At 73.3% G+C, this 15,029-nt stretch carries 14 protein-coding genes and 1 pseudogene; 6 read left to right on the forward strand and 9 right to left on the reverse strand.

The window, feature by feature from the left end; genetic code table 11:
• Positions 1 to 132 precede the first annotated feature (132 nt).
• On the forward strand, positions 133 to 1,122 hold the full coding sequence (locus tag ACGFQ9_RS35335; RefSeq protein WP_393579678.1) for a DsbA family protein: 990 nt from the start codon (positions 133 to 135) through the stop codon (positions 1,120 to 1,122).
• A 57-nt stretch (positions 1,123 to 1,179) separates the two neighbouring features.
• On the opposite strand, the gene ACGFQ9_RS35340 is transcribed toward ACGFQ9_RS35335, so the two are convergent.
• Complete coding sequence (locus ACGFQ9_RS35340; protein WP_393579680.1) at positions 1,180 to 2,343, reverse strand: acetyl-CoA C-acetyltransferase; 1,164 nt, start codon at positions 2,341 to 2,343, stop codon at positions 1,180 to 1,182.
• Positions 2,344 to 2,528: 185 nt separating this feature from the next.
• Between ACGFQ9_RS35340 and ACGFQ9_RS35345 the strand changes: the two genes are divergently transcribed.
• Entirely contained in the window at positions 2,529 to 3,158 is a 630-nt protein-coding gene (locus ACGFQ9_RS35345; protein WP_393579682.1) for a TetR/AcrR family transcriptional regulator, read from the forward strand.
• 2 nt (positions 3,159 to 3,160) lie between these two features.
• Positions 3,161 to 3,841, forward strand: coding sequence for a response regulator transcription factor (locus ACGFQ9_RS35350; RefSeq protein ID WP_393579683.1), 681 nt, complete (start codon positions 3,161 to 3,163; stop codon positions 3,839 to 3,841).
• 177 nt (positions 3,842 to 4,018) lie between these two features.
• Here the strand turns inward: ACGFQ9_RS35350 and ACGFQ9_RS35355 are convergent.
• The 6 genes and pseudogenes from ACGFQ9_RS35355 to ACGFQ9_RS35380 all read right to left on the reverse strand — a co-directional run.
• Positions 4,019 to 4,336: pseudogene (locus tag ACGFQ9_RS35355) on the reverse strand (4'-phosphopantetheinyl transferase family protein); the annotation flags it as partial.
• 238 nt (positions 4,337 to 4,574) lie between these two features.
• Positions 4,575 to 5,336 carry an SDR family NAD(P)-dependent oxidoreductase gene (locus ACGFQ9_RS35360; RefSeq protein WP_393579685.1) on the reverse strand — a complete coding sequence of 254 codons (762 nt, stop codon included), beginning with the start codon at positions 5,334 to 5,336 and terminating at the stop codon, positions 4,575 to 4,577.
• Between the two features lie 10 nt (positions 5,337 to 5,346).
• On the reverse strand, positions 5,347 to 6,126 hold the full coding sequence (locus ACGFQ9_RS35365; protein WP_393579686.1) for a crotonase/enoyl-CoA hydratase family protein: 780 nt from the start codon (positions 6,124 to 6,126) through the stop codon (positions 5,347 to 5,349).
• Entirely contained in the window at positions 6,123 to 6,959 is an 837-nt protein-coding gene (locus tag ACGFQ9_RS35370; protein ID WP_393579687.1) for an enoyl-CoA hydratase/isomerase family protein, read from the reverse strand. Before ACGFQ9_RS35370 ends, ACGFQ9_RS35365 begins: the two co-directional genes overlap by 4 nt.
• Entirely contained in the window at positions 6,956 to 7,876 is a 921-nt protein-coding gene (locus tag ACGFQ9_RS35375; RefSeq protein ID WP_393579688.1) for a 3-hydroxyacyl-CoA dehydrogenase family protein, read from the reverse strand. The genes ACGFQ9_RS35370 and ACGFQ9_RS35375 overlap by 4 nt, the downstream gene beginning before the upstream one ends.
• A complete protein-coding gene (locus tag ACGFQ9_RS35380) occupies positions 7,873 to 8,913 on the reverse strand; it encodes a 3-oxoacyl-ACP synthase III family protein (RefSeq protein ID WP_393579689.1) in 1,041 nt (346 codons plus the stop codon). The genes ACGFQ9_RS35375 and ACGFQ9_RS35380 overlap by 4 nt, the downstream gene beginning before the upstream one ends.
• A gap of 259 nt (positions 8,914 to 9,172) precedes the next feature.
• Here ACGFQ9_RS35380 and ACGFQ9_RS35385 point away from each other — a divergent pair, with 259 nt between their 5' ends.
• Positions 9,173 to 10,204, forward strand: a complete 1,032-nt coding sequence (locus ACGFQ9_RS35385) for a 3-oxoacyl-ACP synthase III family protein (RefSeq protein ID WP_393579691.1) — start codon at positions 9,173 to 9,175, stop codon at positions 10,202 to 10,204.
• Positions 10,205 to 10,210: 6 nt separating this feature from the next.
• The gene (locus ACGFQ9_RS35390) at positions 10,211 to 11,179 is read left to right on the forward strand and encodes a zinc-binding dehydrogenase (RefSeq protein ID WP_393579692.1); all 969 of its coding nucleotides are present in this window, start codon (positions 10,211 to 10,213) and stop codon (positions 11,177 to 11,179) included.
• A 249-nt stretch (positions 11,180 to 11,428) separates the two neighbouring features.
• Here ACGFQ9_RS35390 and ACGFQ9_RS35395 read toward each other — a convergent pair whose 3' ends face one another.
• Positions 11,429 to 12,898, reverse strand: coding sequence for an MDR family MFS transporter (locus ACGFQ9_RS35395; RefSeq protein ID WP_393579693.1), 1,470 nt, complete (start codon positions 12,896 to 12,898; stop codon positions 11,429 to 11,431).
• Between the two features lie 114 nt (positions 12,899 to 13,012).
• Here ACGFQ9_RS35395 and ACGFQ9_RS35400 point away from each other — a divergent pair, with 114 nt between their 5' ends.
• Positions 13,013 to 13,678, forward strand: coding sequence for a TetR/AcrR family transcriptional regulator (locus ACGFQ9_RS35400; RefSeq protein WP_393579694.1), 666 nt, complete (start codon positions 13,013 to 13,015; stop codon positions 13,676 to 13,678).
• Here ACGFQ9_RS35400 and ACGFQ9_RS35405 read toward each other — a convergent pair.
• Entirely contained in the window at positions 13,656 to 14,873 is a 1,218-nt protein-coding gene (locus tag ACGFQ9_RS35405) for an acyltransferase family protein (protein WP_393579695.1), read from the reverse strand. The two genes, ACGFQ9_RS35400 and ACGFQ9_RS35405, sit on opposite strands and share 23 nt — an antisense overlap.
• Positions 14,874 to 15,029 lie beyond the last annotated feature (156 nt).

The following is a 15,029-nucleotide window of genomic DNA, read 5'->3' on the forward strand; positions in this document are numbered from 1 at the left end:
GGTGGCGTGGTGGCGTGGTGGCGTGGTGGCGTGGTGGCGTGGCAGCTTGCCCACGACGAGATCGAGGCCCCCATCGGCATGCCATTTTCGACACGTGTTGAGTACTCGACATCTGTCGATTAACTTGGCGGCATGATCCGAATCGAGTTGTATGCAGACGTGGTCTGCGCCTGGGCGTACATCGGCAAGCGGCGGGTGGAAGCCGCGCTGCGCGAGTGGGACGGCGGGGAGGCCGAGGTGGTGTGGCGGCCCTTCCGGATCGATCCCATGGCTCCGGCCGAGGCGCAGCCGCTGGCCGAGGTGCTGCAGGACCCCTTGGTGGACGCGGCGTTGCAGCAGTGCGCACCGGGGCTCAGCGCGGCGGAGAACCGGTTGCGGGTCTCGGAGATCGCGGCGGCCGAGGGGCTCGGGCCGGGATGGGGTGCCCGCTGGCGGGCGTCCAGTCATGACGCGCACCGGCTGATCTCCCTGGCGTACGACGCGGGTGGCGCGGTGCTGCAGGACGCGGTGGCGGAGGGCGTGTTGCGCGCGCACTTCGTCGAGGGACGCGACATCAGCCTGGCGGCGACGCTGGAGGAAGTGGCGGCCGCCACCGGCTTCGCGGACGGGGGCCGGCTGCTGAGCGAGGGCGGCGCCGAGCAGGCGGTTCGCGAGATGCTGCTGCGCGGGAAGGCCATCGGGGTGACCACGTCCCCCACCCTGGTCGTGGCGGGGCAGGCCCTGGTCGGGGCGCAGGCGCCGGGAGCGATCGCAGAGTTCCTGGCCGGGGCGGCGGGGGCCGGGGCGCGCGAGCTGCCGGCGGAGGTCGAACGGTTCCGGCAGGCGGAGGCGTTGCTGGACAAGGGCGATCCGCTGGGCTGTCTGACGTTGGTGCGCCCGCTGGCCGAGGCGCACGGAGGGGACCCGAACGTGCGGCTGCTCACGGCACGCGCGTACTTCCACTCGGCCCAGCTGAACCGGGCCCGGGCGCTGCTGGAGGCGCTGGTGGCGGACGCGCCGGACGACGCGTACGCGCGTCTGATGCTGGGCCGGACGCTGGAGCGGCAGGGGCTCGCGGACGAGGCCGCTCCGCACCTGCGGGTCGCCGGGGCCATGGTGCCGTCCTACGGGAAGAGCAGCTGACGCCGGGAGGTGGTGCGGGGGTCCGGAGCGGAAGCGTTCCGGACCCCCGTCGCCTCGTCAGAGGCGTTCGATGATGGTGACGTTGGCCTGCCCCCCGCCCTCGCACATGGTCTGGAGGCCGTACCGGCCACCGGTCCGTTCCAGGTGGTGCAGCATCGTCGTCATCAGGCGGGCTCCGGTGGCGCCGAGGGGGTGTCCGAGGGCGATGGCGCCCCCCACGGGGTTGACCCGTGCGGGGTCGATCGCGATCTCGCGCTGCCAGGCGAGCACGACCGGCGCGAAGGCCTCGTTGATCTCGACGGCGTCGATGTCGGACTCGGTGAGGGCGGCGTCGGCGAGTGCCTTGCGGGTGGCCGGGATGGGAGCGCTGAGCATCATGATGGGGTCGTCGCCGAGCACGGTCATGCGGTGGATACGGGCACGCGGTACGAGGCCGTGCTCGCGGACGGCCTGCTCGGAGGCGATGAGCAGGGCCGCCGCACCGTCCGAGATCTGGGAGGCGGTGGCCGCCGTGATCCTGCCCTCCGGGTCCAGGGTCTTCAGTCCGGCCATCGACTCCAGGGTGGTGTCGCGGCGGGGCCCCTGGTCCACGGCGAGGGCGTGCTCTCCGTCGTCGTAGGGGGCGATCTCGCGCTCGAACCAGCCGGCGTCGACGGCGAGAGCGGCACGCCGGTGACTGGCGAGGGCGAACTCCTCCATCTCGGTACGGCTGATGTCCCAGTGGCGGGCCATGAGCTCGGCCGCGTGGAACTGGCTGACGGTCTGGTCGCCGTAGCGCTTGCGCCAGCCGCGGGAGCCGGAGTACGGGTCGGGGTGCCCGAACTGACCGCCGACGATGGCGGCCGCGGTGAGCGGGATCTGCGACATGTTCTGGACCCCGCCGGCGACGACGAGGCCGGCGAGACCGCTCATCACGGCGTGCGCGGCGAAGTGCACCGCCTGCTGCGAGGAGCCGCACTGGCGGTCGATGGTGACGCCGGGCACGGATTCGGGGAGCCCGGCAGCCAGCCAGCTGGTGCGGGCTATGTCGCCGGACTGCGAGCCGATCTGGTCCAGACAGCCGAAGACGACGTCGTCCACGGCCGCCGGGTCGATGCCGGTGCGGTCCATGAGGGCGCCCAGGACGTGGGCGCCGAGGTCGGCGGAGTGGACCCCGGCCAGGGCTCCGTTGCGGCGGCCGACGGGCGTGCGTACCGCGTCGACGATGTAGGCCTCGGGCATAGCGTGCGTCTTCTTTCGTGATTTTCGGTCGGGGGAAAGGTCGGGAGAAGGATCAGGAGGGGTTCCGGGACGGACGTTGCTCACGGTCGGCTGCCGGCGGGCGGCGCTCTTCGCCGACTGTACGACATCTGTCGCTTAACTGACGTGTGTTGCTTTTGCGGCGCGTGTTGTGGAACGGTGGGGCCATGCCGAACATCCCGAACACCCGTGGCGCCTCGCGCGACCCCCGCGCGCGGCGGACCAGAGCGCTCCTGCGTGCCGCCGTCCTCGAACTCTCCACGGAGAAGGACCTGGACAGCATCACCATGAGCGACATCGCCGAGCGCGCCGAGGTGAACCGGGCCACCGTCTACCTGCACTACAAGGACCGCGAGGACCTGCTGCTCGATGCCACCGAGAGCACCATGGAGGCGGTCGTCGAGGCAGCACGGGCCTGCCGGCTGACCACGGACGGACAACCGCTCTCCGACGCGGCCCCGGTCCACCTGGTGAACCTCTTCGGCCATGTCGACCAGCACCGTGCGGTGTACCGCCGGATGCTCGGCGAGGAGGGCAGCCCCCGCTTCGCCGCCCGGCTGGAACGGCTGCTCGCCCAGGCCTGGTTCGAGCAGCTGCTCGACGAGGCCGGTCCGGGGACGCCGGACGAGACCGCCCTGCTGATGCGCGCCCACTTCCTCAGCGGAGGGGTCCTGGCCGTCATCGGCCGCTGGTCCCGGGGTGAGTTCGACTCCGTGGAGGCGGTCCCCGGCGGCGGTGCCATGGGCGTCGACCGCGTCGCCGAGCTGACCTGGTCCCTGCTCCGCGGCCGGGTGTGACCATGACCGAGACAAGCCTGTCCCAGGCGCAGCAGACCCCGCCCGACGCCGGCCCGAAGACCTCGGTGCTGGTGGTCCTGGAGAGCGAACTGGTCCGCTGCGGAGTCGTCTCGCTGCTGCGCACCGTGTCCGGTGTCGGAGCGGTCTGGGCGTGCAGCGGTCCGGTCGCGGCCCGGGAGCTGCTCGCCGAGCACCGGCCCGGCATCGTGGTCTGCCACGGCAGCGGCGCGCTCGCGCCCCCGCTGGTCAAAGAGGCCGACTCGAGCGGGGCGCGGGTGCTGCTCCTGCTGGAGAACCTGCGCCTGGAATCCATCGACGAGGAGGTGATGCTGGCCTCGCACGGCTTCCTGATGCAGTCCGAACTGACGTCGGCCAACCTCCACGAAGCCGTCACCCGGCTGGAGCGCGGCGAGATGCCGCTGCCCGCGGGACTGGCCCGCTCGCTGATGGTCCGGGTCCGCGGGACGAGCCCGTCCGGTTCACCGCGCAAGATCTCCCTCACCCCCCGGGAACAGCAGGTCCTGTCGCTGCTGGCCCAGGGCCTGAGCAACAAGCAGATCGCCCGACGGCTCGCCATCTCCGAGCACGGGGTGAAACGGCACGTCACCAACCTGCTGGCCAAGCTCAACTCGCCCAACCGCACCCTGGCCGTCGCCCTCGCCCTGCAGGAAGGACTGGTCTGACCGGTCCCGGTCGGGCACGGCCAGCGCCGCCACGTGCCGGGGGCCGGCCGCGAGCGGCAGGGTCCGCCAGTGCGCGCGCCGGGCCGACGGGCCCCCTGCCCGGGCCGGGCCGGCCGGCGCGGTCCAGCGGTGTGGGTCCGCCGGGTCGGCGACCACCCGGCCGACGCCTCCGGCCAGACCGGTGCCCAGTGCCTTGAGCACCGCTTCCTTGCACGTCCAACGCGCCAGGAGGGCACGGCCGCCGGCCCGGCCCGGCAGGGCGGCCCAGCGTTCCAGATCAGCCGGATCGAGCACCCGCTCGGCGAGCTCGCGGGGCATCCTCAGCGGCCGTACGCACTCGATGTCGAGGCCCAGCGGACCTGTGGCGGAGCAGCCGGCGGCGACCGCACCACGGGTGTGCGAGAGACTCAGGCGCAGCCACGGCGCGTCCACGGCCAGGGGACGGCCGACGGCGTCCCGGCCGAGGGTCACCCGTTCCGGAGGCTGCCCCAGCATCCGGCCCACGCCCAGGCGCAACAGCGCGTGGGCGGTCAGGTACGGGGAGCGGAGCGGGCCGGGCAGTGCCCCGTGGCGGGCGCGCTCGGCGGCGGACAGCAGTCCGAGCAGGGCGGCTTCCTCCGCCGCGCCGCGGCCGGTACGGGCGAGCCACACCCGGGCCCCGGCGCCGGACCGGGCCGCGGTCCCGGACCGGGCCGCGGTCTCAGATCGGGCCGCGGTCTCAGATCGGGCGGTCTCAGATCGGGCCAAGGCGCACCGCCCCGTCGAGCCGGATGACCTCGCCGTTGAGCATGGGATTCTCGATCACGTGGGCGACCAGCGAGGCGAACTCCTCGCCGCGGCCGAGGCGTACGGGGTGCGGGGTCTGCGCGGTGAGCGAGGCGCGGGCCTCGTCGGCGAGACCGGCGACCATCGGAGTGTCGAAGAGGCCCGGAGCCACGGTGACCACACGGATGCCGTGCCGGGCCAGGTCACGGGCCAGCGGAAGGGTCATCCCGGCGACCGCCGCCTTGGACGCGGCGTACGCGGTCTGCCCCTCCTGCCCCTCGTACGCGGCGATGGACGAGGTGCACACGATCACACCGCGGTCGCCGTCCACCGGATCGTTGGCCGCCATCGCGCCGGCCGCGAGGCGGACCGCGTCGAAGGTGCCCAGCAGGTTGACCCGGACCACCTCCTCGAACTGCTCGAGCGGCAACGGGCCCTGCCGGCCCAGGGTGCGTCCGGGCACCGCGATGCCGGCGCAGCTGACCAGCGCTCCGAGCCGGCCGAGCGAGGCGGCGGTGTCGACGGCCCGCGCCAGGTCCTCGGTGCGGGTGACGTCGCCGGGGACGAAGACGCCCCGGCTGCCGAGGTCGGCGGCGGCCTTCTCGGCCCGCTCGGACGGGCGGCCCAGGAAGACCACCAGCGCCCCGTCGGAGGCGAGCCTGCGGGCCGCGGCGAGCCCGAGGCCGGAGGTTCCTCCGGTGACCAGTACCACGTTGTCCTGGATGTCCATGCCCGCTCCTTCAGCGTCCGTGCCAGACCGGGGCGCGGCGCCCGGCGAACGCGGCCATGCCCTCCGCGGCGTCCCGGCTCGACAGCAGCCGGGCGCAGTGCTCGGCGTTCAGCCGCCAGAGCCGGTCCGCCGCGGTCCCCTCGGCAGCGGCGCGCACCATGGCGGTGGCGGCCCGTACCGACAGGGGGGCGTTGGCGGCGATCCGGGTGGCGAGCTCCAGGGCGGTGTCGAGCGCCCGGCCGTTGGGGGCCAGCCGGTTGACGAGGTGCCACTCACGGGCGGTGGCCGCGCTGAACGGCTCCCCGGTGAGCGCGGCCTCCATGGCTGCCCGCGGGGGCACCAGGCGGGGCAGCCGGACGAGTCCGCCGGCGCCGGCCAGCAGCCCCCGGGTGACCTCGGGCAGTCCGAACCGGGCGTCCTCGGCTGCCACGACCAGGTCGCAGGCGAGGGCGATCTCGGTGCCGCCGCCCAGCGCGGCGCCCTCGACGGCGGCGATCAGCGGCTTGCGCACCGGGTGGTGGGCGATGCCGGCGAAGCCCCACTCCTCGTGGGCCGGGTCGTGCACGGGCTCTCCGGCGGCGAGTGCCTTGAGGTCGGCTCCGGCGCAGAACACCGGCCCGGCGCCGGTGATCACGCCCACGTGGAGGTCGTCGTCCTCATCGAGCCGGGTGAGAGCGGCCCCGAGTGCGGCAGCCACGGCGGAGTTCACGGCGTTGCGGGCCGCGGGGCGGTCGAGGGTGAGGACGGCGATGCTTCCGCGGCGTTCGAAGCGTACGGCGGGGGCGGTCACGGGCGGCCTCCGGTCCAGGCGTGCGCCGCAGGCCCGGCGGTACCGAACCGTGGGGTGCGGCGGGCTGCGAACGCGGCGATCCCTTCGCGTGCGTCGGCAGTGGCGGCGGAGGCGCTGAGCGTGTGCGACTCGTCCTCCAGGTGGTCGGCGAGGGTACGGGCGAAGGAGGACCGCAGCAGCCGTTTGGTCTGCCCGAAGGCGGTGGTGGGACCGGCCGCGAGTTTCTCGGCGACCTCGACGGCCCGCTCGTGCAGGCTGCCGGCGGGTACGGTCTCGGTGGACAGGCCCCAGGACAGGGCCTCCTCGGCGCCGATGACCCGGCCGAGCAGCGTCATGTCCTGCGCGCGCCGCAGTCCCACGAGCCGGGGCAGGAAGTGGCTGGTGGAGGCGTCGGGGGTCAGCCCGATCGCTCCGTAGGCCGAGCGGTAGGTGGCGTTCTCGTCGGTGAGCAGGACGTCGGCGAGGCATGCCAGTCCCAGGCCGGCGCCCGCCACGTGGCCCTGGGCCGCGACGACCAGCGGGGCCGGCATGGCGGCGAGCCTGCTCAGGGCGGCGTGCAGGTATCCGGTGACCTGCATCAGGTGCCCGGGCAGGTCCGCGGCCTGCCCGAAGGAGGTGAGGTCGCCGCCGACGCAGAAGTGGTCGCCGGCTCCGGTGAGCAGGACGCAGCCACTGGTGGCGGTGCGTTCCAGATGGACGGCGCGCAGGAGTTCCCGGGCCAGGGGCAGGTCGATGGCGTTGCGCCGTTCCGGGCGGGTGAGGTGCAGCCGGGTGACGCCGTTCACCCGGCTGACCTCGATGCGGCTGAAGTCCTCGGGGGGATCCTGGGTCATGGTGCTCCTGTCGTGGCCGTGTAGTCGTGGAAGCCCCGTCCCGTCTTGCGGCCGTGGTGTCCGGCGGCGACGAGTTCCGCGAGCAGCGCCGGTGCCCGGAAGACCGGGTTGGCAGTGGCCCGGTGGAGGGCGGCCGCGACGTCCTGGAACACGTCGAGACCGCTGAGGTCGACGGATGCGAGGGGTCCCATCGGGTGGCCGAAACCGAGCCGGCAGGCACGGTCGAGGTCGGCTGCCGTGCAGGTGCCTTCCTCGACCATGCGGACGGCCTCGAGGATCAGCACCGTGAGCAGCCGGGTGGTGATGAAGCCCGGGGTGTCCCGTTCGACGAGCACGCTCTCCTTGCCGATCTCGGCGGCGAAGGTGCGGGCGGCTGCCACGGTGTCGTCGCCGGTCCGGGGGCCGCGCACGATCTCGCACAGCCGCATGACCGGTACGGGCGAGAAGAAGTGGGTGCCGACGACCCGTTCGGGGCGTGCGGTGGCCGCGGCGATGTCCCCGATGGGAATGCCGGAGGTGTTGCTGGCGAGGAAGGCGGCGTCCGCGCAGAGCCGGTCGAGGCGGGCGAACAGTTCCTGCTTGGCGGTGCGGTCCTCGGCGATCGATTCGATGACCACGGCGGCGCCCGCGCAGTCCTCGAGGCGGGTGGTGGTGTGGATGCGGCCGAGTACGACGGCCGGGTCGGGGGCCTTCGTCCCGTCGGCCGCCGCGCGGCGGGCGAGGCGGCGCAAGGAGTCCTCGATGCCGGTACGGGCCTGGTCGAGGCGGGTGCCGGTGCGGCTGTGGAGCACCACCCGGCGGCCGGCGGAGGCGGCGATCTGGGCCAGTCCGGCGCCCATGGTGCCGGCACCGACGATGGCGACGGGGCCGTCCGGGACCGGTGGCCGCGGCGCTCCGGGCCGGATGCCGGCCGTCACGGGGCGAGGCCGAAGTCGTCGGCGCCGGTCCAGCGGATCAGGGTGCCGCCGTGGCTCATGCCGGCTCCGAAGGAGACGATGACCACGTTGTCGCCGCTTTCCAGACGGCCGGTGTCCATGGCCTCGCGGAGGACGAGCGGCACGCCCGCGCCGGAGGTGTTGCCGTACTTCTGCACGTTGGTCATCGTCCGGTCCGCGGGCAGGCCGAGCTTCTCCATCAGCAGGTGGATCAGGTGGTAGTTGGCCTGGTGGAAGACGATGAGGTCGATGTCGTCGACGGTGATGCCGTTCGTCTTGGCGAGTTCCGCGACGAAACCGGGGATGCGTTCGAGGGCGAAGTCCCGGACCCCGCGCCCGTGCATGTGGGCGAAGTTGTCCCCGAAGGCGGACTGCTTGGGGCTGCCGTCGTCCCAGGTGCGCTTCTCCCGCTTGACGTATGCGGTGGTGTAGGTCGTCGGGTCGCTGCGCAGCAGCGCGGAGGACACTCCCTTGCCCGGCGCGACGGGTTCGAGGAGGTAGCAGGCCGCGCCGTCGCCGAAGATCACGCCGACGGTGCGGTCCTCGGGGTCGAAAGTCTTGGTGCTGACGTCGGCGAGGACGACGGCCACGCGGCGGTAGGCACCGGAGGCGACGTACTTGGCGCCGACGTCCAGGGCCCAGGTGCCGCCGGGGCAGCCTCCCGTGTTGACGTCGAATCCGGGCACGTCACGGATGCCTGCCTTGCCCATGATCGCCACGGCGGTGGCGGGGATGAGGTTGTCGGGGGTGTAGGTGCCGCAGATGACGAGGTCGACCGAGTGGGGGCTGACCCCGGCCCGCTCGCAGGCGTCGAGCAGGGCGGCGGCGCCGAGGTCGGAGGACCACTCGTCGGGGGCGGACCAGCGGCGGGTCTTCACTCCGATGAACTCGCTGATCCAGGCGTCGGTCGTGTCGAGCCGCTGCTCCAGCTCCGCGTTGGTGACCACGCGCTCGGGCAGTCGGCCGCCGATCGCCCGGATTCCGACGCCGCGGGGCCTGTCATATGCGATGGGTTCCATGGCGTCGAGTCTTTCCGCGGGTCCGGTTGTTCCGGAAGGCACGTTCCGGGTGGCCCATCGCCATCCACGGAAGGGCCCGTGGCTGCCCTGCCCGAACGGGCAGGGCAGGTGTGCGCGACGGATGTCCGGGGTGAATTCACCTGCCTGCCTGGACTTTTGCGCCTGTTTCAGACTCGGGGCCGCTGCCTACAGTGCCGCGGACCGAGGAACCGCCGCGTACCGGCGGTCCTTTCATCCCGGGAAGAGAGCAGACATGCCCATGACCGTTGCGACTGCCGTGGATACCGCCACCCGTTCCCAAGGAGGTCTGCGGATCCCGGTGGGAATCGTCGGCACCGGCTCCCATGTGCCCTCACGGGTCGTCACCAACGCCGATCTGGTGGAGACCCTGGACACCACCGACGCGTGGATCCGCAGCCGCACCGGGATCGGGGAGCGACGCTGGCTGGAGGAGGGACGCACCACCTCCGACATGTGTGTGGCGGCCGCGCGGCAGGCCCTGGAGAACAGCGGCCGTACGGCGGCGGACCTCGACGCGGTGATCGTGGCGACGTTCACCTACGACCAGCCGCTGCCGTCCACCGCGCTGATCGTCAAGGAGGCCCTCGGGGCCGGCCGGGCGTTCCCCCTCGACCTGAGCCAGGCCGCCTGCGCGGGTGGGGTGTACGGCATGCTGACCGCCGCCCACCTGCTGCAGAACGACCGGATCCGCAACGTGCTGGTGATCGGTGCGGAGTGCCTGTCGCGGGTGACGGACCCCGAGGACCGTTCCACCCGTGTCTTCTTCGGCGACGCGGCCGGCGCGGTCGTCATGAGCCGTACGGAGCCCGGGTTCGGGCTGCTCGCCTGGGACCTGGACGCCGCCCTGTCGTACGCGGTGGAGATCCCGGCGGGCGGGGCCAGCCTGCCCACCTCGGCCGAGACCGTCGCCGCCCGCGGCCAGTACCTGAAGATGGACGGCCGGACCGTGTGGACGGAGGCCACGAAGCGGCTGCCGCAGAGCATCCTGGCCACGCTGGACCAGGTCGGGCTCGCGCCCCGGGACGTCGATCACTACATGCTGCACCAGGCCAACCTGAACATCGTGAACGAGGCGATGGACAGCCTCGGGGTGGACCGCGACCGCGCGCAGATCACCGTGGACCGGTACGGCAACACCGGCGCGGCAACCGTGTTCACCGTGCTGCACCAGGCGGTGGAGCGCGGCCGGATCGCGCCCGGGGAACTGGTGGTCGTGTCGGGCATCGGGGCCGGCTTCATCTGGGGCACCCTGTGCCTGCGGGCGGGGTGAGCGCGGGTGTACGCCGTCGTGGCCGAGCGGAGCGTGCCCGGAGACCCGCTGGCCGGGCTGCGCACCGGCGCCTGGCCCGAGCCGGAGCCGCGGCCGGGCTGGGTGCGGGTGGAGGTGCGGGCCGCCGCCCTGAACCACCATGACCTGTGGACGCTGCGCGGGGTGGCCGTGCTGCCCGGGCAGCTGCCGGTGGTGCTCGGCAGTGACGCGGCGGGCGTCGACGAGGACGGGCGGGAGGTGATCGTCTACCCCGTGATCGGTGACCCGCTGGCCGGCGGGGGCGACGAGACCCTCGACCCGGCGGTCCGGTTCCTGTCGGTGCACCATCCGGGGACCCTCGCCGAGCAGGTGTCGGTGCCCCGCCGGTGTCTGGTGCCCAAGCCGGCGGAGCTGAGCTTCGAGCACGCGGCGTGCCTGCCCGGAGCATGGCTGACCGCGTACCGGATGCTGTTCGAGAAGTCGGGGGCCGAACCGGGTGCGGTGGTCCTGGTGCAGGGCGCGGGCGGTGGGGTCGGCACGGCAGCGGTCTCGCTGGGGCAGGCGGCCGGGTACCGGGTGTGGGCGGTCAGCCGCTCCGCGGACAAGCGGCGGAGGCTGGCGGAGCTGGGTGCCGAGCTGGTGCTCGCGCCCGGGGAACGCTTGCCGCACCGGGTCGATGCCGTCCTCGACACCGTCGGGGAGGCGACGTACGACCGGTCGCTGAAGGCCCTGCGGCCCGGGGGGCGGCTGGTGCTGTCGGGGGCCACGACGGGGGGCATGCCCCCGGCGGACCTGGGCCGTGTCTTCGCCAATCAGCTCTCGGTGGTGGGGTCGACGATGGGGACGGCCGGCCAGTTGGCCCGGCTGGCGGCGTTCTGCGTACGGACCGGGGTGCGTCCGGTGGTGGACCGGACGCTCCCGCTGGCGCAGGCCCGTGCCGGGCTGGCCGCGATGGACGCGGGCGAGCTGTTCGGCAAGGTGGTTCTGCTGCCGTGAGGCTTCCGGCCGGGCCCCGTCCCGGCCGGAAGCGCACACACCGCCGGCGGCTGCCCGCCGGCGGTGTGTGCGCTTCCGGCCCCGGCCGTGGGCGGGGGCGGGCGCGCCCCCCCCCCGGGGGCCGGCGCGGACCCCGCCCCGCCGGGGGGGGCCGGGGGTGGGGGGCGCCCCCCCCCCCGGGCCCGGGGGGGGGGCCGCCCCCCCCCCCGGGGGGGGGGCCCCCCCCCCCCCCCCCCACGGCCGGGGTTCTCAGGCGTTGGCGGGCGCCTGCGCCCGGTCCCCCGCTGCGGGAGCCGCCGTCACGGGCACGGTGCGCGGCAGGAACAGCGCGGGCAGCAGGGTGGCCGCGGTGAGGCCGAACACCCACCAGAAGGAGCTGCCGAACGCGTCGACGACGGGCGTGCCGGCGCTGCGGCCGTCGGTGAGGCCGTTCTGCAGGACGATGGCCACGACCGCGGTTCCCACCGAACCGCCGAGCCTCTGGAAGATGTTCATGGCGCTGGAAGCGCGCGGCATGGCGGCCGGAGCCAGCGACCGGTAGGCGGCCGCCAGGCTGGGCAGCGTGGCCACGCCCACGCCGATGCCGCGTCCGATCATGGCGACCACCAGGAGCGCTCCGCTCGTCTGGCTGTCGATCAGGGCGAAGGGCAGGGTGGCGGCCAGGGTGATGAGCACGCCGGCCAGGACCGGCAGGGCGGGGCCCATCCGGTCGGTGGCCTTGCCGACGACGGCCATGGCGATGATGTAGCCGATGCCCTGGGGGGCGAGCATCAGGCCGGCCTCCAGGACGTCGGCTCCGCGGTCGAGCTGGAAGTACAGCGGCAGCAGGAACATGGCGCCGAACACGCCCGCGTTCACGGCGAACTGGGTGGCGAGGGCGGCGGCGTAGGCACGGTCCTTCAGCAGCCGCAGGTCGACCAGCGGGGTGTGCCGGGTGCGCAGGGAGTGCGCGGTGAACCCGGCGAGCAGCACCAGGCCGGCGACGGTCCAGGGCAGGGCTCCGCTGTCGGTGATGCCGTGGGTGCCGCTCTCGGCCATGCCGTAGAGGAGCAGGGCGAGTCCGGGGGACAGCAGCAGGAGGCCGAGGACGTCCAGGCGCTTGTCGGCGGAGGGCCGGTCGGCGGGCAGTTTGACCCAGGCGAGCACGAGGGCGGCGATGCCGATGGGGATGTTCACGAAGAAGATCCAGCGCCAGCTCAGTTCGTCGACGAAGACGCCGCCGATGACCGGGCCGATGATGGGCGCGAGCATGGCGGGTACGGAGACGACGGCCATCACGCGGCCCAGCCTGGCCGGGCCGGCGGCGCGGGCGAGCATGGCCTGGGCCATGGGCATCACCATGCCACCGCCGAGCCCCTGGACCACCCGGAAGAGGACGAGGGTCTCCACGGACCAGGCGAGGCCGGAGAGGACCGAGCCGAGCAGGAAGAGGAGCTGGGCGGCGAGCCAGACCCGCTTGGCCCCGAAACGTTCCATGGCCCAGCCGGACAGCGGCACGACGAGCGAGAGCGCGAGCAGGTATCCGGTGACGGACCACTGGATCGTGTCGAGCGGAGCCTCGAACTCCTGGGTCAGGGCCTCGATCGCGACGTTGACGATCGTCCCGTCGAGCAGGGTGGTGACGGCTCCCAGCACCAGCACACCGCACAGCCACCACAACTGGCCGTCGATGCGGGCGTCCTGCTCCGCCGTCGCGGGCGCAGGCGTGGATCGGTTCATGACAGGGGTCCCCTCCGTGTGCGGCGTGCAGAAACTTGGACTGCACCGTCTAGATTTGAATAGTAGACTGAGGCGTCCAGAAATCAAGTCGGCATCCGACCGGAGGGAACAGCAGTGGCAACACGGGCGACAGACAGCGGCACGGGCCGGCCCCGACCCCGCCGCACACACGGCGGGCGGGACCGCCGGGCCCAGATCCTCGAGGCGGCCGCAGCCGTGTTCATCCGGGACGGCTTCGTCCGCGGCAGCGTGGACGCGATCGCCGCGGAGGCGAACGTCGCGAAGCAGACGCTCTACAACCACTTCGGGGACCGCGACACCCTGGTCGCGGAGGTGGTCGCGAACGCCATGGACCCACTCGCGCAGCAGTTCGACACGCTGGTCCGGGAGACCATCGCCGCCCACAACGGCACGGACCTCCCCGCCCAGTTCAGGGACTTCGGGCGCCGCTGGGTGCGCCTGATGCTGGCCGGGGAGACGGCCTCGCTGCGCTGGCGGATCCTGGCCGACGCCCCGCTGGAACAGTCCCTGAGGACAGCCCTGCGGGGCGTCGACCAGGACGCCGGCCTCCGGTCCGTCGCCGAGCAGCTCGTCCTGCTCGACCGGGCCGGTGTACTGGCCGTACCGGACCCGGAGGCCGCGGCCAGGCAACTCCGCGCCCTGCTGGTCGGCGAGGCACAACTGGAGTCGGCGCTCGGTCAGGTGGCTCTGGACGATGCCGTGATCGACGCGGTCGTGGACCGCGGCATCGGAATGTTCATGCGGGCGTACGGGCGCTGACCGGGGCTTCCGGGGCCGCCGGGGTGCGCGGGCGCAGCCTGCGCATCATCGGCTTCTCGATCCAGCGGTACGCCGCCCAGGCCGCCGTGGTGCACAGCAGCAGGCAGGCCAGCACCACCGGTCCCACCAGCCAGGTCGGCAACGCCGCGTCCGCGTCGGCCAGCAGCCCGGCAGCGGCCAGTGCCGGACGCAGTCCGCCCGCCACGACCGCGAGCAACAGCAGCTGGAACACGTAGAGGCAGTACGAGATCTCACCGAGGAAGCGCATGCGGCGCCCGCGCAGCGGGGACCACCCGCCGTCGAGGTCGGCCACGGCGAGGGCCGCGATCAGCAGCACGAAGGGCAGGAAGGTGCCCGCCTCGTGCTGGAGCCGGGGCGGCAGCGCCAGGTTGGCCAGCCAGCCGGCCGCGCAGACCGCCAGCGCCGCGGGGACGCGCGGACCGCGCCACCGGCCGCTGCGCACCAGCAGGGCCACCGCGGCACCGGCTGCGAACTCCAGCGCCCGGAACAGCGGGAAGACATAGGTGAACCAGTAGGCGAAGGGGCCGCCGACCGGAGCGGTGGAGATGATCTCCTCCTCCGGGTACGGCAGCCGCACCAGTTCGCCGACGGTGTACGGCAGCACGAAGGAGAGCACCACCGCGCCGGCGGCGACCGCGTACAGGCCGGCCGGCCGGAGCCGCCGCAGCCCGAGGAAGAGGAACGGCAGGATCAGGTAGAAGAACGCCTCGCAGCTGAGCGACCAGGTGACCGGGTTGAGCCCGAAGTACACGGACTGGTCGGGGGTCCAGGACTGGAGGAGCACGAGGTGCAGTGCCACGTTCCCGGCGCCCGGGACCTGTCCCATGCCCGCGAACATCACGAACGCCAGCACGGTCGAGACGAAGTAGACCGGGTAGATCTTGGCGAAGCGGCGCTGCCAGAACCGGCCGAGGGTGTCGGTCTCCGGCCGGTAGGTCCATGCGAGCACGAAGCCGCTGAGGATGAAGAAGCAGCTCACGCCGATGGTGCCGGTGCCGAAGAGGAAGTGCAGGACATCGTCGGCCGGTCCGCGCTCGTCCTCCTCGCCCACCCTGGTGCCGAGTCTGAGGGCGGCCACGTGCTCACCGAACACGAGGAGTGCGGCCCACCAGCGCAGTCCGGTGAGCGAGTCGAGGCGGCCGGGGCGAGCGGCTGCGGGATCGGGGGACGTCATGGAAGCCTCCGGGACGGAAGTCGGGACGGAACACGGCACGGACGGAACACGGCACGGACGGCACGCGGAACACGGCACGGACGGCACGAGAAGAGGGCGCGGCGCCGCGCGGCGGGGCGCGGAACCGTCCGGGAACACAGCGGGGCCGTCCGCCGC

Source organism: Streptomyces sp. NPDC048603, from assembly GCF_043199475.1.
GTDB lineage: Bacteria > Actinomycetota > Actinomycetes > Streptomycetales > Streptomycetaceae > Streptomyces.

Coding starts and splice junctions, on each gene's coding strand:
- ACGFQ9_RS35335 (WP_393579678.1), top strand. CDS start 133: ATGATCCGAATCGAGTTGTATGCAGACGTGGTCTGCGCCTGGGCGTAC.
- ACGFQ9_RS35340 (WP_393579680.1), bottom strand. CDS start 2,343: ATGCCCGAGGCCTACATCGTCGACGCGGTACGCACGCCCGTCGGCCGC.
- ACGFQ9_RS35345 (WP_393579682.1), top strand. CDS start 2,529: ATGCCGAACATCCCGAACACCCGTGGCGCCTCGCGCGACCCCCGCGCG.
- ACGFQ9_RS35350 (WP_393579683.1), top strand. CDS start 3,161: ATGACCGAGACAAGCCTGTCCCAGGCGCAGCAGACCCCGCCCGACGCC.
- ACGFQ9_RS35360 (WP_393579685.1), bottom strand. CDS start 5,336: ATGGACATCCAGGACAACGTGGTACTGGTCACCGGAGGAACCTCCGGC.
- ACGFQ9_RS35370 (WP_393579687.1), bottom strand. CDS start 6,959: ATGACCCAGGATCCCCCCGAGGACTTCAGCCGCATCGAGGTCAGCCGG.
- ACGFQ9_RS35380 (WP_393579689.1), bottom strand. CDS start 8,913: ATGGAACCCATCGCATATGACAGGCCCCGCGGCGTCGGAATCCGGGCG.
- ACGFQ9_RS35385 (WP_393579691.1), top strand. CDS start 9,173: ATGACCGTTGCGACTGCCGTGGATACCGCCACCCGTTCCCAAGGAGGT.
- ACGFQ9_RS35395 (WP_393579693.1), bottom strand. CDS start 12,898: ATGAACCGATCCACGCCTGCGCCCGCGACGGCGGAGCAGGACGCCCGC.
- ACGFQ9_RS35405 (WP_393579695.1), bottom strand. CDS start 14,873: ATGACGTCCCCCGATCCCGCAGCCGCTCGCCCCGGCCGCCTCGACTCG.